The organism is Streptomyces sp. NBC_00045, from assembly GCF_045041095.1.
Classification (GTDB): domain Bacteria; phylum Actinomycetota; class Actinomycetes; order Streptomycetales; family Streptomycetaceae; genus Streptomyces.
The window spans coordinates 6,475,549-6,490,853 of sequence record NZ_CP108271.1 but is presented as its reverse complement, the minus strand read 5'-3'; the positions used below and the strand labels follow the sequence as shown (position 1 = coordinate 6,490,853).

The following is a 15,305-nucleotide window of genomic DNA, read 5'->3' as shown; positions in this document are numbered from 1 at the left end:
GCCGTGGGTTCGTGCGGGCGGAGGGCGGAATCACGCCCCGTTCACCGGCTCCTCGGCCAGGAACTTCTCCACCACGGCGTTGAAGGCCGGCGGGTTCTCCAGGAAGGGGAAGTGCGAGCTCGCCACGTCGGAGGCGAAGACGTGCAGGCGTGCGCCGGGAATCCGCTCGGCGACGAAACGTTGCGAATCGGGGTGCACATGGCTCCCCTCACAGCCGATCACCAGGGTCGGCACGTCGATCCGGGGAAGCACGTCGCGCCAGTCCTGCGCGCAGTGGTCGAACAGCAGCGGCACGCCCGCGTAGGCGGGTGTCGACCGGATCTCCTCGCCGACGAAGGCCAGCACCTCGGGGTCGGGCTCACCGGAGAACATGCCTCGCACGAAGTCGGCGAGGACCGTGTCGCCCTCCGGCCCCGCGAGGGCCGCGCCCAGGTACAGCAGCCCCGACACGTCGAAGATGGCGCCGGAGTCCCGCTGTTCGCGCTCGGTCATCCAGGGCACGGCGGCGACCGTCGCGGGCTGGTCGACGGCGACGAAACGCCGGATCCGTCCGGTCCCGTACTGGTCGATGAAGCTCCACCACACCGAGACGCCCATGGACCAGCCCAGTGCGTCGAAACGGTCAAGACCGAGATGGTCGACGAGTTCGAGCACGTCGCGGGAGAGTCGGGCGATGCGGTAGCCGTGATGCGGCTTGCCGGACTTCCCATGGCCGCGGAGGTCGACAGTGACGACTCGGCGGCCGGGCGCCAGTCCTTCGATCTGGTGGCGGAACATCGCCTGCGTCTGCCCCCAGCCGTGCAGCATCACCAGCGGGACGCCCTCGCCGCCGGTGTCCTGGTACGCGAGCCGTGCTCCGTCCGTCGTAATCAGTTCCTTCATGACCTCTCCCCTGGTCAGAGGCGGTATTTCGCTCCCGCCCGTCCCGAACATCATCGAATGGGGCCCGCCGCCCGCACCACCGCGAGCTGTAGGAATCGAGCCGTGGATCCTCCTCGCTTTGTCGAAGCGAGGAGGAGGTCAGACGGCTCCGTCGCCGCCCGGGGCGAGGAGTTCCTCGATCCTGAGGCCGAGGTGGAGCGTGAGCCGGTGGACGCCGTCGCCGAGGTCGAGTCCGGTGATCTCCTGGATCTGGCGCAGGCGGTAGTAGAGCGAGGTGCGGTGGATTCCCAGCGTGTCCGCGGTCCTGGGAATCGATCCCGCGTGTTCGAGGAAGCAGCGCAGGGTGTCCCGCAGGCGGTCGCCCCCCTTCGCCCCGGTCAGGGTGCGGAGCGGCTTCGGGACCAGGGACGTGTTCAGGGCGTGCTCCGGGAGCTGGAGCAGCACGGCGAGTTCCCCGAGGAGATCCCAGTCACCGGCGCTCTTCAGGGTGGGCAGTCGGCGTGCCGCGCGAGCCGCCACGAGCGCCTGCTCGTACGACGTCCACGCGTCGTCCAGGCCTGGGTGCCGTCCACCGACGCCGATCACCGGGTCCGCCGACGGGTCCAGGAAGGTGCGGAGTTCGTCGAGGATGCGAGCGGACTGGGCATCGACCTCGCCCGGGCCGGGTGGGCGGTCGCGGAGCTGGAGCAGCGTCGCCCGCTCCTTCCCGATCGCGATGAGCCCCTGGGCCGAACGCGTCTGCCGGAACCCCTCCAGCGCCCCCCACAGGCCCGCCTCGTACTGTCGCACGAACTCGGTCGCGCAGCTCAGCTGGACGACGGTGACCAGGACGTGCTGTGCCGCTCCGAGCAGTCCGAGTTCCCTGCCTCGCCGCCGTGCGGTGGTACGGGCGACGACGTCGGTGCCGACGAGTTCGAGGACGAGGTCCCGCTCGTCGGCCTTCCGGGTGTCGGTGGCGATGTGCTCTCCGTACATCTGGGCGGCCATGGCGTCCGCGGCCCGGGCGATGGCACGTGTCTCGTGCTCTGCGAGCGTCTTCTCGGGCACGACCACCAGGAGCAGTCCGAGGAGATGTCCGCGCTCGCGCAGGGGCACGACGTAACGGGGCAGCAGTCCGAGATCGTCACGGCCGTCGATGAACCCGGCTCTGGACCACTGGGTCACGCCCTGGGCGAGGACGTAGCGGATGGTCGCGTTGTCGGCGCGGCCCTGCAGCAGGGTGCCGATGCGGACCGGGTCCTCGTCGCCGAAGTGGCGGCTCGTGCAGACCATGCGGACCAGCGGGTCGTCGACGGCGACGGACCGGCCGAGCCGCTCCGCGAGCTCGTCGACAAGCGCCTGGAGCTCGGGGCTGCCGGGGCGGGCTCGCTGGAGCCTTACGGTCATGCGCTGCTCCTCTCTCGATCAGCTGTTCCCCGCGGACTTCTCCATTCCGCGGCTCTTGATCATTCTGAGGAAGCGACGACCTCGGCACATCACACGAATCGTCCATTGCCATGACGCCCACGTGGGATACGAAGCGGCTACTCTCCGCTGTCGCGATGCTTCACCAGCCGGGTCAGCTCCACGCGTGAGGTGATGTCCAGCTTGGTGAAGGCCCGGCGCAGGTGCGAACTCACCGTGTGCGGTGAGAGGGAGAGGTGCTCGGCCACCTGTTGGTTGGTCAGCCGTCGAGCCACGAGCCGTACCACCCGTAGCTCCGCGGCCGTCAGCTCCGGCCATTCACCGGAGAGCCCGGCGGGCGAGGGTCGGCGTCGGACCCCGGCGGCCCGCAGGCGCCGGCGGACGCGTGCGACGTCCCGCTCGGCGCCCGCTCGCGCGTAGAGCGCGAGGGCCGTGTCGAAGTACGGCACCGCTTCGGACTTGCGGGTGGCCGCCAGCTTGCGTCCGGCGTCCTCCAGTGCCGACGCCCGGGCCATCACCCGAGGGCAGTCCTCGTACAGCCGGACGGCGCGTACGAGAGGGGCGAGGTCGTTGTCGAGGAGCCCCCGGGCGTGCGCGGCGGTGGCGGCGAGGAACGTGAGGTCGGGGTTGAGCGCGGCTCGCCGCTCGGCCAGGGCGACCGCCTGCGCGGCCCGTTCGTGCGCGCCGGCACGCAGCGCCAGACGGACGAGGACCGGGGCGTCGGCGGGGTCGACCAAGCCGGCGTAGGCCGGCCGGTCCGCGGCGGGCGACGTCATCACCTCGTCGAGTTCGGCCATGGCACGGGCGGGCCGGCCTTCGAAGTCGGCCATCAGTGCCAGCATCCAGGCGCCGAAGTGCCGGACGACGGGTGCGCCGTCGCTCCGCATGCGCCTCGCCTCCGCCGCGTACGCTCGTGCGGTCTGCTGGTCGTTGGTGTGGAGGGCGACGCGCATCATCACGTACCGGAGCGTGACGTCGGCGAGGTTGCCCGGGCCGAGATCGCCGGTCGTCTCGGCCGCGGCTTCGGCGTCGGCCCGGGCGTCCGCCAGCCGTCCGACCTCCAGAAGGATGCGGGAGCGGGTCATGAGCCACATACGGGTGGCCGCCGTTCGGCCCTGCTCCCTGGTGATCCGGATGCCGTCCTCCGCGGCGGCGAGCGCCTGCGCGGTGCGTCCGGTGGTGTTCGACAGGAGAGCGTGCCACAAGGCCTCCGGAACCCACAGCGAGGTGCTGACGCCCAGGGCGTCGGCCAGCGCGGCGGCCCGCTCGGCCTGCCGGAACGCCTCGGTCAAGTCCATGCGGTGGAAACTCACGGCCGAGCGGACCGTCGTCAACGTGGCTTCGGCGGAGCGGTCCCCCGCTGCCGCTGCGGTCTCCCACGCCTCCGCGGCGACCTGCTCGGCCGCCGAGTGCTCGCCCGCCATCGACAGGCCGACAGCGAGCATGGCGAGCAGTCGCCCCCTCACGTCCACGGGGATCCCGGGCAGTGCCGCCCCGGCGCGGGCCTGCCGGACCGCCTCGCAGAAGTCGAACGGTACGGCGAGGCGTGCCAGGGCGAGGCGTATGCGTGCCTCGTCCTCAGGTCCGAGACCGCCGGTCGCCAGGGCGGAGGCTCCCAGCTCACGCGCCTGGGCGGCCCGGCCCGTCTGCCAGAGCAGCGGGATCGTCTCGGCGATGACCCGCGGCCGCTCCGGAGCGTCCGCCGTGGTGAGTTCCAGGGCCTTGAGGCTGCGTTCCGCGGCGGGTCCGGGAGCGGTGGCCGCGAGTTCCGCCGCGGCGGTGCGCAGCCGGTCGGCCTCCGCCGCGTCTCCCGGCCCCGCTCTCCCGGCCTCCGCCGCATCTGCCGGGGCTCTCCCGGCCGACGGCCCGGGACGCTCGGCGGGGGAGGCCGCGCTCCCCGGCGGCAGCTCGGCGGCTTGACCACGCAGGGCCTGACGCAGGGGCAGGGGGAGGCCGGCTTCCACCGCCTCGCGGATCAGGTCGTGGCGGAAGGCGAGGCGATCGCCGCTTTCGGTGAGCAGATCGGCGTCGAGGGATTCCCGTACTGCTGTGATGAGCGCCGCCGAGGACCTGCCGAGCAGTTCGGCCAGCAGCGCGACGGTGACCGGGCCGCCCATGGCGGCCGCCGTCTGCACCAGCTCCCGTGCCTCGTCGGACAGCTGGGCGAGGCGGCGCACGACAGACGGGAGATCCCGTGGCGCGGGGGGTCCGGCCGACAGCCTGGCCGTGCCGTTCTCGATCGTCACTGCCTCCCGTAGCGAGCCGAGCAGCTCGACCAACAGCTGCGGGACCCCTTCGGCGCGACGGACGACGCGGAGGACGTCCGGGTCGGGAGCGGCGCCGAGGACGTCCTCGGTGATCCGTGTGGTGGCCCGGTCGTCCAGCGTTCCCAGCGCCAGCTCGTGTGCGCCTGCCCGCCGGATCCTGTCCAGGGTCGTGCGCACGCCCGACGGCACGCTGCCTCCGCGCACGGCGACCAGCCACAGGATGGCGTGCGACGAGAGTCCGGCCGCGAGGGTGTTGAAGGTGAGGAGGGTCAGGTCGTCGCACCACTGGAGGTCGTCGAGGACGACGAGCAGAGGGCCGTTTCGAGCCGTCTCCCGCAGGCGGTCCCCCAACTCCTGGAGCAGCCAGAACCGCTGGCCGGGTGTCGTGGCGAGGTCCCTGAGGCGGATGGCGCCCGACAGCGGTTCCTCGCCGGAGAGCAGACCGTCGAGGAGGGGGCCGAGCGGCACGAACTGTTCGTCGGGGTCCGCGGCCCCCTCGAACACCCTCGTCCCGCGCCGCCTCGCGGCTGCCGCGGCCTCCGCGAGGATCCTGGACCTGCCGATGCCGACGGGGCCCTCGACGCGGATGATCCCGCCCTCGCCCCGGACGAGCGCGTCGAGCCGCGCCTCGATGAACGCCAGTTCGGCGTCCCTGCCGCGCAGCGGCGTCCGTACACCGTCGAGTTCCTCGGGCACGGTCCTTGTCGTCACTCGTTTCACGCTCATACGGCGGAACAGTATGAACCATGTGAACCACCCCGCCGCCGCCCGGGCCGGCGGCCCGTCTCAGTCGAAGCGCAGGTCGGCGAGTTGCCGTTCGAGGACGGTGACGTCGTCCTCCGGCTCTTCACCGACCGGGCGCGCCGCCATGAGCGCGGCGAGCTCGACGCCCGCCCGGCGGACGCGGCCGGGCAGGCCGTCGGTGTACTCGGATCCACCCGAGCCCCAGTCCTCGGAGGCCGCGAACACGGCGGTGGGGACGACGACGGCGCGGAGATGGGCGAAGAGCGGGCGCACGGCGTGCTCAAGGACCAGGGAGTGGCGGGCCGTACCGCCCGTCGCCGCGATCAGGACCGGCTTCCCGGAGAGGGCGTCCGGATCGATCACGTCGAAGAAGGACTTGAAGAGACCGCTGTAGGAGGCCGCGAACACGGGAGTCACGACGATCAGGCCGTCGGCGGCCGTCACCGCGTCGATGGCGGCGCTCAGTCGCGGCGGTGGGAATCCGGTCACGAGGTGGTTGGCGATGTCGCCGGCCAGTTGGCGCAGCTCCACGACCTCGGTCGGCACCGCGTGCCCCCGGACGTCGAGTTCGTCGCGGGCCGATTCGGCCAGCCGGTCCGCGAGCAGGCGGGTGGAGGAGGGGGTGCTCAGCCCCGCGGAGACGACGATCAGCTTCATGCGGCGGACACCTCCCGGACGGCTCGGAGGGACGCGTGCGTGGGGGCCTGCGGCACGTCGGCCGGACGCCCCTCGGCGAACTCCCTCCGCAGCACGGGCACGACCTCTTCGCCGAGGATGTCGAGCTGTTCGAGGACGGTCTTCAGGGGCAGGCCCGCGTGGTCCATCAGGAACAGCTGGCGCTGGTAGTCGCCGACCGTCTCCCGGAACGACAGGGTCCGCTCGATGACCTGCTGGGGAGAGCCCACCGTCAGCGGGGTCTGCTCGGTGAAGTCCTCAAGCGACGGGCCGTGGCCGTACACCGGCGCGTTGTCGAAGTAGGGCCGGAACTCCCGTACGGCGTCCTGGGAGTTCTTGCGCATGAAGACCTGTCCGCCGAGGCCGACGACGGCGTCCTGCGGCCGGCCGTGACCGTGGTGCGCGAACCGGCGCCGGTAGAGCTGCACCATGCGCCGGGTGTGATCGGCCGGCCAGAAGATGTTGTTGTGGAAGAAGCCGTCGCCGTAGAAGGCGGCCTGCTCCGCGATCTCGGGGGACCTGATGGATCCGTGCCAGACGAAGGGCGGGACGCCGTCCAGGGGTCGCGGTGTCGAGGTGAAGGCCTGGAGCGGCGTACGGAACGTGCCCTCCCAGTCCACGACGTCCTCGCGCCACAGCCGGCGCAGCAGCGTGTAGTTCTCCTTGGCGAGGTTGATGCCCTGGCGGATGTCCTGTCCGAACCACGGGTAGACCGGACCGGTGTTGCCGCGGCCCAGCATGAGGTCGACCCGGCCGTCGGCCAGGTGCTGGAGCATCGCGTAGTCCTCGGCGATCTTCACCGGGTCGTTGGTGGTGATCAGCGTCGTGGACGTGGACAGGATCAGTTTCTCGGTGCGGGCGGCGATGTAGCCGAGCATGGTGGTCGGCGACGACGGTACGAACGGCGGGTTGTGGTGCTCGCCGGTCGCGAAGACGTCAAGACCGACCTCCTCGGCCTTGAGCGCGATGGCGACCATCGCCTTGATGCGCTCGCGTTCGGTCGGAGTGCGACCGTTGGTGGGGTCGGGGGTGACGTCCCCGACGGTGAAGATGCCGAACTGCATGGGGTGTCCGCTCTCCTGAGCTCGTAGGGATCCGGGGCCGGGGATCCGGGGCCGGGTGACGCCGGGGACTCCGGCGTCACCCGGCGGGTCAACGGTGGGGGGTCACTTCGCCAGGAAGGCGAGGAGGGCGGTGTTGACCTCCTCGGCATGGGTCCACAGCAGACCGTGCGGGGCGCCCTCGATCTCGACGTAGTCGGCCGACGGAAGCGCCTTGTGGAAGGGGTGCGCGGTGCCCTCGGCCGGCAGGATGCGGTCGGCGGTGCCGTGCAGGATCAGGGCCGGCACGTCGACGGCGGGGATGTCGGCGCGGAAGTCGGTGTACCAGGTCGCCGGTGCGGCGGACGCGGCGAAGGAGCCGCCGCGGGCCGCGGTGTTCCAGCTGTTGCGGACGGCCTCCTCGCTGATGCGGGTGCCCAGGTTCTCGTCGAGGTTGTAGAAGTCGTTGAAGAAGGCCGTGTAGTAGGCGTAGCGGTCGGCCTTGACGGCGGCGACGACGCCGTCGAAGAACTCCTTCGGGGCGACGCCGTCCGGGTTGTCGTCGCTCTTGAGCAGGCAGGGCTCAAGCGAGGCCAGGAAGGCGACCTTGGCGACCCGGCCGGAGCCGTACCTGGAGACGTAGCGGGCGACCTCGCCGGTGCCCATGGAAAAGCCGACGAGGACGGCGTCGTTCAGGTCCATGGTCTCCATCACGGTGTGCAGGTCGGCCGCGAAGGTGTCGTAGTCGTAGCCGGTGGTCGGCTGCGAGGACCGCCCGAAACCGCGGCGGTCGTACGTGATCACGCGGTAGCCGGCGTCGAGCAGAGCGGCGCTCTGGCGCTCCCAGGAGTGGCCGTCGAGCGGGAATCCGTGGATGAGGACGACGGGCTGCCCGGATCCCTGGTCCTCGAAGTACAGCTCGACGGGGTTGGTGTTCTCCTGGCCCACGGTGATGTACGGCATGCGGATGCTTCCTCGATTCGGGTCGGCTGGTCCGCGCGCCGAAGCGGCGCGGCATGCCCGTCACGCTAGGACCGGTCCTGCACCTCCCGTTGCCGTACCGCGCACCACACCTTGCACGGGGGCGCAGAGGTCGCTCAGCCGCCGGTGGCCGTTCCGGCGTCGTCCTCCGCAAGGACGATCCGGGCCAGGTGGACCCTTGAGCGCACCGACAGCTTGCGGAAGATCGACGCCAGATGGGTGTTGACCGTGTGCGGGGAGACGACGAGGGCCTCCGCGGCCGACCGGTTGGTGTGACCCGCGGCGATCAGCCGGGCCACCTTGCGCTCCGAGGCCGTGAGCGCGTCCCAGCCCTGGTCGGGGCGCGGCCCGAGGCCTGCGGTGCGCCGGCCGGAGCGGCTCGTGGTCCGTTCCAGATCGGCCCGGACCCGGTCGGCCTCGACGTCGGCCCCCGCCTGGGCGTAGATGTCGTGCGCCCTGGTCAGGGCGGGTGTCGCGGCGGGATCGCCTGCTGCGAGGAGCACGCGCCCGAGGTCTGCGGATGCGGCGGCGAGGGGCAACGGCCGGGGGCCGGTGAGGAGGATGCGGACCGACCGCTCCAGGAGTCCGTGGTCGGCGTTCACCAGGGCGGACGCGTGAGCGGCCGTCCCCTGGGCGGTCGGCACGGTGGGGTTGCGGGTGGCGTGTTCTGCCGCCTGGGCCGCGAGGTCCTCGGCCAGGTTCCGGTCCCCGGCGCGCAGGGCGATCCGCACGGCCTGGACGACATGCGGGCGCAGGAGCCGCCACCGGAGGAAGGGGTGGTCCCGCTGCACGGATCGGACCAGTTCGGCCGCTGCCGCGTGGTCGCCGTCGGCGTCGGCGACGACGGCCTCGAAGTACTGGTGCGTGGCGTGGTTGCCGGTGTTCGGCCGGTCGGCAACGGTCGCCCGCACGACGTCCAGGTGTTCCCGCACGGCTTCGCGGTCGCCGCGCAGCATCGCAAGCAGACCGCGGTTGACGCGGATGTTGACCAGGTTGCCGGGCACGTGGAGGTCCGCTTCGAGCCGCTCGGCGGTGACGAGGTCGGCGTCCGCATCGTCGAGCCGGCCGAGCCCGATGTTCAGGGTTGCCTGGGCCCAGATCAGCATGGCGGGGCGCAGGGGAGCGTCGCCCGCCGTCCGCAGCAGTCGCCGTACGGTGTCGAAGTCGTCCATGTGGATCCGGGCGACGGCCTCCTCCGGCAGGAAGGCCGTGTCGAACACGCTCAGTGCCGTGTGGTGTTCTACGGCGGCGGCGCAGTCGCCCGCGTTGACGGCGATCTCGCCGAGGCCCCAGAGCGCGAGGACGCGGGCCTCCCGGTCACCGACCCGCTCCGCCTCGGCGAGCGCTCCTTCGCCCGTCTCGCGAGCGGCCCCGAGGTCGCGTCCGCGGGACCGGGCCAGGGCCTGCCGAGCGGTCAGCCGGGCGCGGATCGCCGGGTCGGTGACGGCTGCCAGCGCCGTCGTCGAGCGGCGGGTCAGCTCGTGGACGTCGTCGAGGTGCCAGAGCGTGTCGCCGAGTACGGACTGCAGACGGGCGAAGACGTCCAGGGGCGGTTGCCGGGCGAGCAGCGCGTCGCCGGTGGCCCGTGCCTGGGTGTACCGGCCCGCGCGGGTCAGCGCGACGATGGCCCGTTCTCCCACGTCGAACACCATGGGCGCATGGGGCGGTACGAGTTCCAGGGCGCGTACGGCCAGGTCGGCGGCGAGGTCGGGCATCACGGCGATCACGTCCGTGGCGGCCGTGCCAAGAAGTCCGATCGCCTCCTGGTCGCCGGGTTCGGCGCTCTTCAGCAGATGCGGGACCGCGTCGACGGAGCTCCGGCCCGCCGCGACGAGTCGGCTCGCGGCCTCCCGGTGGAGCGCCCGGCGTACGGAGGGCGTGAGGTCGGCGTACACCGCCTGGCGGAGCAGGTCGTGGCGGAACAGGAGGTGCTCGCCCTCGTCGTGGAGGAGCTGGGCGGAGATCGCCTCGTCGAGTTCGGCGCTGAGTCCGGAGGCGGGCCGGCCGCACAGGGCCGCGGCGTCGGCAAGCGTGAACGCGCGGCCGAGGACCGAGCCGATCCGCAGGAAGTGGAGGGTGTCCGGCCGCAGGTCGGCCAGCCGGCCGCGTACGCCGAGGACCAGCCGCTCCGGCGGCTCCGGCGCGTCCGTGCCCGACGCCGCGACGCCCGCAAGCATCTCGGCCGCGAGGAAGGGGTTGCCTCCCGCCCCGTCGAGGAGTTCCGCGACCTGCTCCGGGACGTCCCCGCCGAGGACGTCCCGTGCCAGCTCGGCCAGGGCCGTGTCGGACAGCGGCCGGAGGGGGAGGGTCGTCGTCCGCGGCCCCTGCCCGTACAGTTCCGGGTCGTTCCTGCTCGTGAGCAGCCAGAGCACCGGGGAGCTGAGCAGCCGTGCCGGCATGACGCTCAGGGCGAACCGGCTCAGCGGGTCGGCCCATTGGACGTCGTCGACCGCGATCAGTACCGGCGTGCCCGCCGAGCGTTCCTCGATCAGCTGGGCCAGCCGTTCGACGAGCCAGATGCGCTGGTCGTGGTGGCCCGCGAGGTCTGCGAAGTCCGTGCTGGACAGCAGCGGCGGGTCACCGTGCAGAAGGCCCGAGGCCAGTGAGGCGAGTGGTGCCAGCTCGTGCAGTTCCTCGGCGCGTCCATGGCTGACGACGAATCCGTGGGCCCGTGCGATCGAGACGGTCGCCTGCAGCAGGACGGTCTTCCCGATCCCGGGCTCGCCCAGGAGCAGCGCGATCGCTCCGCCCTCGCCGTCATGCACCGCCTCGACCAGGGCGCGCAGCCGCTCCAGCTCGGCTTCGCGGCCCCGCAGCCCGGGCCGGCTCAGCCCCGTCACCCCGCCTTGTTCCTCGGGCCGGTCGGGGATCATCCCTTGACCGATCCGGCGAGCAGTCCCCGTGCGAAGTGCCGCTGGAGGGAGAGGAAGACGAGCAGCGGGACGAACGCGGCCACGAAGGCTCCCGCGGTGAGCCGCTGCCACTCGTTGCCGTACGTCCCGGCCAGGCTCGCCAGTCTGACCGTCATCGGCGCGGTCCCGGCCGTTCCGCCCGACAGTGTGAGTGCCACGAGGAGGTCGTTCCACACCCAGATGAACTGGATGACGGCAAAGGTGATCAGGGCCGGGCGGGCCAGGGGCAGCACGATCCGGAGCAGCAGCGTCCCGTGCGACGCGCCGTCGACGCGGGCGGCCTCGATCAGGGCCCGAGGCAGCCCGGCCAGGAAGTTGTGCAGGAAGAACACCGCGAACGGCAGCGCGAAGACCGTGTGGGCGAACCAGACCTGGCCGAACCGCGCGGGCCCGGTGAGATGCCACGCGGGCACGAACAGCCAGCCCTGGGAGAAGAGCTTCAGGAGAGGGACGAGCGCCATCTGGAGCGGCACGACCTGGAGCGCGAAGATGCCGACGACAAGCGCGTCGCGCCCCCTGAAGTCGATCCAGGCCAGGGCGTACGCCGCGAAGAAGGCCAGGACGAGCGGGAACAGTACCGAGGGAACAGTGATGACGACGGAGTTGACGAAGTACTCCGCGAGCCGCCCCGACCCGTTCCCGCCGCCGGACAGCACCTCGACGTAGTTGTCGAGCGTGAGGTGGGGCGCACCGAACACGGTCCACCAGCCCGTCGTCTTGATCTCCTCCTCGGGGCGGAACGAGGAGAGCAGGAGACCGAGGGTCGGTGTCGTCCAGAGGACCGCGATCACCACAGCGATCGCCGTGAAGGCGCGGGAGGCCAGACGCTCCCGGACGCCGATCACCCCGTCCTCCGCTGCGCCCGGATCCGGTGGGCGACGAAGGGGGTGACGAGGACGAAGAGGAGCACGGCGAGCGCCGCGCCTCGGCCCGTCTCGCCGTAGCGGAAGGCCTGGCCGTACATCTCGTGGGCGATGACGCCCGTATCGAACTGTCCACCGGTCATGGTCTTGACGATGTCGAAGGACTTGAAGGTGCCGATCGTCTGGGCGAGGACCACGACGAGCAGTGTGGGCCTGATCGACGGCATCGTGATCCGCCAGAAGATCTGCCGGGAGGACGCACCGTCGAGTCGGGCCGCCTCGGTCAGCTCACCGGGAACGGCCCTGATCGCACCGGCCAGCAGGACGGCCGCGAAGCCCGCCTGTGTCCACACCATCGCCACGATGAGGAACAGGACGTTCCAGGGGGAGTCCACGAGCCATTGCCGCGGTTCACCGCCGAACACGACGACGAGCTGGTTCAGCAGCCCGATCTGCCCGACCGCCGCGGGACGGTAGGCGTAGACGAACTTCCAGACGACACCCGCGCCGACGGAGGAGATCGCCATCGGCATCAGGACGAGGGAGAGCGCGAACGCTCTGAACCGCGACCGTACGACGGCCGCCGCGTAGAGCAGACCGACCGCGGTCGCCGTCAGCGGCACGAGCACCACCCACGCCAGGGTGTTGCGCAGCGCCACCAGCGCCCGGGGGTCGGTGACCATCCACACGTAGTTGTCGAACCCGGCCCACGCGTCTCCCCCGCCGTCGGTGAACGACAGGACCAGGGTGCGCAGACCGGGCAGGAGAAGACCGACCGTGAGCAGCAGCAGGGCCGGGGCCAGCAGGATCAGGGCCGCGGCCCTCCTCCGTACCGGCCCCCGGTGCAGCGCCAGCAGGATCAGGGAGACCACCGCCGCGAAGGCGGCGACGCCCTGGAGCAGGTACAGCAGCTTGGGCTGCTGGGCGGCGGCGTCGAACGACATCAGCGGCTCGGCCAGGACCGTTCGATGGAGTCGGCGACCTGCCGGGTGCTCGCGCCGCCGATCCAGTCGACGGCTCCCTTCCAGAACGTCCCGGCGCCGACCGACGCCGGCATCAGGTCCGAACCGTCGAACCTGAACTGCGTCCTGGGATCCTGGAGCAGCTGGATCGAGAGCCTGTCGACCGGGGTCGCGGCATTCGCCGGATCCACTCCCTTGTTCGCCGAGACGAACGGGCCCTTCTTCATACGCGCGTTCGCGAAGTCCGCGGAGGCCAGATACTCCTGGAACGCCCGCACTTCGGCACGGTCGGCGAACGCCGCGGTGAAGACCCCACCGCCGAGTACGGGCCGGTCGGCCGGGTCGGCCCCCGGCAGGAGGAAGGCGTAGACGTCCTTGTCCGGTCCGATCTCGGTGCCCTTCGGCCACATGTCGGCATAGAACGAGGCCTGGCGGTGCATCGCGCAGTCGCCGGAGAGAATCGGTGTGCCGGCCTCCTGGAAGGAGATCGACGCCATCGACCGGGCCGGACCGAAACCGCCGTTGGCGAACCGGTCGTTCTTGAGGATGGACCCCACGGTGTCCATGGCCGTGATCACACGCGGGTCGTTGAACGGGATCTCGTGGGCGACCCACTGGTCGTACACGTCCGTGCCCTGCTGGCGCAGCAGGACGTCCTCGATCCAGTCCGTCACGGGCCAGCCGGTCGCCTCGGCGGACTCGATGCCCGCGCACCACGGCTTGACGCCCGACGCCGCGACCTTCTCCGTCACTTCCATCAGCTCGGACCACGTGTGGGGAACGCTCAGTCCCTTGTCCCGGAAGAACTTCGGCGAGTACCAGACGAACGACTTCACGTTCGCGACCAGCGGCGTGCCGTAGAGGGTGCCGTCCACGGTCGCGTAGCTGTTCCAGTCCGCCGACCAGCCCTGCTTCGCGAGGGCCGCGACCCCGGCGCTCGCGGGCTTGAGCTTCCCCGCCCGCGCGAAGCGTTCCAGGAGCCCGGGCTGGGGGAAGAACGCCATGTCAGGGGCACTCCCGCCGTCGACCCGGAGCTGAATCTGGGCCTCGAACTCCCCGTCCCCCTCGTACTGGACGTCGATTCCCGTGCAGCCCGCGAAGTCCGCCCAGGTCTCTTCGAACAGGTCGGCCTCCCGGTCCCGGTTCTCCGCGTAGACGGTGACCTTGGAGCCGGGGTGCTTGCCGTACCGGGCGTACGGCCCGCAGTCCACGGCTGTCCGCGACTGCGAAGTGCTGTCCTGTGGAACACGGCAGGCGGCGGCAAGGGCGGCGAGGGCGATGACGGCGAGCGTGAGCCTCGCGCCGAACCTCATGGGTGCATCTCCTCCGATCGCCCCCCGAAGGGTTCTCGGGAGCGATCAGAAGCTACCAGCGCTCGAACAAAATCGACTAATCGTTCGATCCTGAACGATCGGGTCAGTGAGCGGTGGACCGGACCGCGTCCTGGATCAGCTCCACCACGGCCTTGGGCCGGGCGAGCATGACCAGGTGGGAGGAGTCGACCTCGACGGTGGTCATCCCGGCGCGCTCGTAGCCGAAGCGCTCCACGTCGGGGTTGATCGTGCGGTCGGAGGAAGCGACCAGACCCCACGAGGGCTTGGTCTTCCACGCCGCGACAGGCGCCGTCTCCGAGAAGGCACGTGCGGCCAGGGGGCGCTGGGAGACGGCGAGCACCGCGGCGAGGTCGGGGTCGACGTCCGCCGCGAAGAGGGCGGGGAACTTCTCGATCTCCACCGAGACGTCGGTGCCGGTCTCGGTGGAGCCGGCCACCGGGAACGGGGTGTAGACGAGCGCGTCGGCGAGACCGGAGTCGGGGAAGCGGCCCTGCAGCTCGCCCAGGCTCTCGCCCTCCTCCAGCGCGTATCCCGCCAGGTACACCAGTGCGCGGACGTTGTCCTCCGTGCCGGCGAGGGTGATGACGGCGCCACCGTAGGAGTGCCCGACCAGGATCACGGGGCCTTCGACGGCGCGGATCACCGAGGCGATGTACGCGGCGTCGTCGACGAGGCTGCGGTTGGGCACCGCCGGGGCCACCACTTCCATGCCGGCGGCGGTCAGTTCGGGGATGACGCGGGCGAAGCTGGAGGCGTCGGCGAAGGCGCCGTGGACCAGGACGACGGTGGGGCGGGCGTGTCGGGACATGGGGGAACTCCTCGGTGCGTGACGGGGGACGGGGTTGGGGATGCGGCAGGCGGCCGTGTGGTGTTCGTGTGGTGCTTCACAGGCCGAAGCGGGCGCGCCTCGCCTCGGGCACCAGGTCGGTGTACTCGGGGTGCTTGCCGATCCAGCCCCGGATGAAGGGGCAGTACGGCAGGACGCGCAGCCCTCGGGCCCGGGCGTCGTCGAGGGCCCCGCGGGCGAGCAGTCCGCCCAGGCCCCGGCCGGCGAACCGGCTGTCGATCTCGGTGTGGATGAAGGCGATCTCGCCCTCCGAAAGGTGGTACTCGGCGAAGCCGCCGGTCTCGATGCCGTCTTCGCCGGCGAGGATCTCGTACCGGGACTTCTCGGGCCGGTCCGTCACCTGCGGTTCCATGGGTGCTCCTGTGTGCTCGTGGTGTGACGGGGTGGGTGGGTG

General features: G+C 71.4%; 12 protein-coding genes. All 12 read right to left on the bottom strand.

Annotation, left to right across the window (positions count from 1 at the left end):
- Positions 1–30 precede the first annotated feature (30 nt).
- The gene (locus tag OHA65_RS30085) at positions 31–882 is read right to left on the bottom strand and encodes an alpha/beta hydrolase (RefSeq protein ID WP_327279321.1); all 852 of its coding nucleotides are present in this window, start codon (positions 880–882) and stop codon (positions 31–33) included.
- 138 nt (positions 883–1,020) lie between these two features.
- Complete coding sequence (locus tag OHA65_RS30080) at positions 1,021–2,268, bottom strand: helix-turn-helix domain-containing protein (RefSeq protein WP_327279320.1); 1,248 nt, start codon at positions 2,266–2,268, stop codon at positions 1,021–1,023.
- 137 nt (positions 2,269–2,405) lie between these two features.
- Positions 2,406–5,279: a helix-turn-helix transcriptional regulator gene (locus OHA65_RS30075; RefSeq protein ID WP_405762768.1), complete on the bottom strand. Its 2,874-nt coding sequence runs from the start codon at positions 5,277–5,279 to the stop codon at positions 2,406–2,408.
- 60 nt (positions 5,280–5,339) lie between these two features.
- Positions 5,340–5,954 (bottom strand): FMN reductase, encoded by a 615-nt coding sequence (locus OHA65_RS30070; RefSeq protein WP_328764191.1) that lies wholly within the window; start codon positions 5,952–5,954, stop codon positions 5,340–5,342.
- Positions 5,951–7,036 carry an LLM class flavin-dependent oxidoreductase gene (locus tag OHA65_RS30065; protein ID WP_405762766.1) on the bottom strand — a complete coding sequence of 362 codons (1,086 nt, stop codon included), beginning with the start codon at positions 7,034–7,036 and terminating at the stop codon, positions 5,951–5,953. Before OHA65_RS30065 ends, OHA65_RS30070 begins: the two co-directional genes overlap by 4 nt.
- 102 nt (positions 7,037–7,138) lie before the next feature.
- Positions 7,139–7,975, bottom strand: a complete 837-nt coding sequence (locus OHA65_RS30060) for an alpha/beta hydrolase (RefSeq protein ID WP_327279316.1) — start codon at positions 7,973–7,975, stop codon at positions 7,139–7,141.
- Between the two features lie 134 nt (positions 7,976–8,109).
- A complete protein-coding gene (locus OHA65_RS30055) occupies positions 8,110–10,866 on the bottom strand; it encodes an AAA family ATPase (RefSeq protein WP_405757455.1) in 2,757 nt (918 codons plus the stop codon).
- Positions 10,863–11,750, bottom strand: a complete 888-nt coding sequence (locus tag OHA65_RS30050; RefSeq protein ID WP_328764187.1) for a carbohydrate ABC transporter permease — start codon at positions 11,748–11,750, stop codon at positions 10,863–10,865. Before OHA65_RS30050 ends, OHA65_RS30055 begins: the two co-directional genes overlap by 4 nt.
- On the bottom strand, positions 11,747–12,712 hold the full coding sequence (locus tag OHA65_RS30045) for a sugar ABC transporter permease (RefSeq protein ID WP_329315005.1): 966 nt from the start codon (positions 12,710–12,712) through the stop codon (positions 11,747–11,749). The genes OHA65_RS30050 and OHA65_RS30045 overlap by 4 nt, the downstream gene beginning before the upstream one ends.
- Complete coding sequence (locus OHA65_RS30040) at positions 12,712–14,043, bottom strand: extracellular solute-binding protein (protein WP_328764186.1); 1,332 nt, start codon at positions 14,041–14,043, stop codon at positions 12,712–12,714. Before OHA65_RS30040 ends, OHA65_RS30045 begins: the two co-directional genes overlap by 1 nt.
- A 103-nt stretch (positions 14,044–14,146) precedes the next feature.
- A complete protein-coding gene (locus OHA65_RS30035) occupies positions 14,147–14,872 on the bottom strand; it encodes an alpha/beta hydrolase (RefSeq protein WP_327279311.1) in 726 nt (241 codons plus the stop codon).
- A gap of 76 nt (positions 14,873–14,948) precedes the next feature.
- The gene (locus OHA65_RS30030) at positions 14,949–15,263 is read right to left on the bottom strand and encodes a GNAT family N-acetyltransferase (protein WP_327279310.1); all 315 of its coding nucleotides are present in this window, start codon (positions 15,261–15,263) and stop codon (positions 14,949–14,951) included.
- Between the last annotated feature and the right edge of the window lie 42 nt (positions 15,264–15,305).

Excerpts from the sequence above, each read along its gene's own strand:
- OHA65_RS30080 (WP_327279320.1), bottom strand. The coding sequence starts at position 2,268 with ATGACCGTAAGGCTCCAGCGAGCCCGCCCCGGCAGCCCCGAGCTCCAG.
- OHA65_RS30040 (WP_328764186.1), bottom strand. The coding sequence starts at position 14,043 with ATGAGGTTCGGCGCGAGGCTCACGCTCGCCGTCATCGCCCTCGCCGCC.
- OHA65_RS30065 (WP_405762766.1), bottom strand. The coding sequence starts at position 7,036 with ATGCAGTTCGGCATCTTCACCGTCGGGGACGTCACCCCCGACCCCACC.
- OHA65_RS30045 (WP_329315005.1), bottom strand. The coding sequence starts at position 12,712 with ATGTCGTTCGACGCCGCCGCCCAGCAGCCCAAGCTGCTGTACCTGCTC.
- OHA65_RS30085 (WP_327279321.1), bottom strand. The coding sequence starts at position 882 with ATGAAGGAACTGATTACGACGGACGGAGCACGGCTCGCGTACCAGGAC.
- OHA65_RS30075 (WP_405762768.1), bottom strand. The coding sequence starts at position 5,279 with ATGAGCGTGAAACGAGTGACGACAAGGACCGTGCCCGAGGAACTCGAC.
- OHA65_RS30060 (WP_327279316.1), bottom strand. The coding sequence starts at position 7,975 with ATGCCGTACATCACCGTGGGCCAGGAGAACACCAACCCCGTCGAGCTG.
- OHA65_RS30035 (WP_327279311.1), bottom strand. The coding sequence starts at position 14,872 with ATGTCCCGACACGCCCGCCCCACCGTCGTCCTGGTCCACGGCGCCTTC.
- OHA65_RS30055 (WP_405757455.1), bottom strand. The coding sequence starts at position 10,866 with ATGATCCCCGACCGGCCCGAGGAACAAGGCGGGGTGACGGGGCTGAGC.
- OHA65_RS30070 (WP_328764191.1), bottom strand. The coding sequence starts at position 5,954 with ATGAAGCTGATCGTCGTCTCCGCGGGGCTGAGCACCCCCTCCTCCACC.
- OHA65_RS30030 (WP_327279310.1), bottom strand. The coding sequence starts at position 15,263 with ATGGAACCGCAGGTGACGGACCGGCCCGAGAAGTCCCGGTACGAGATC.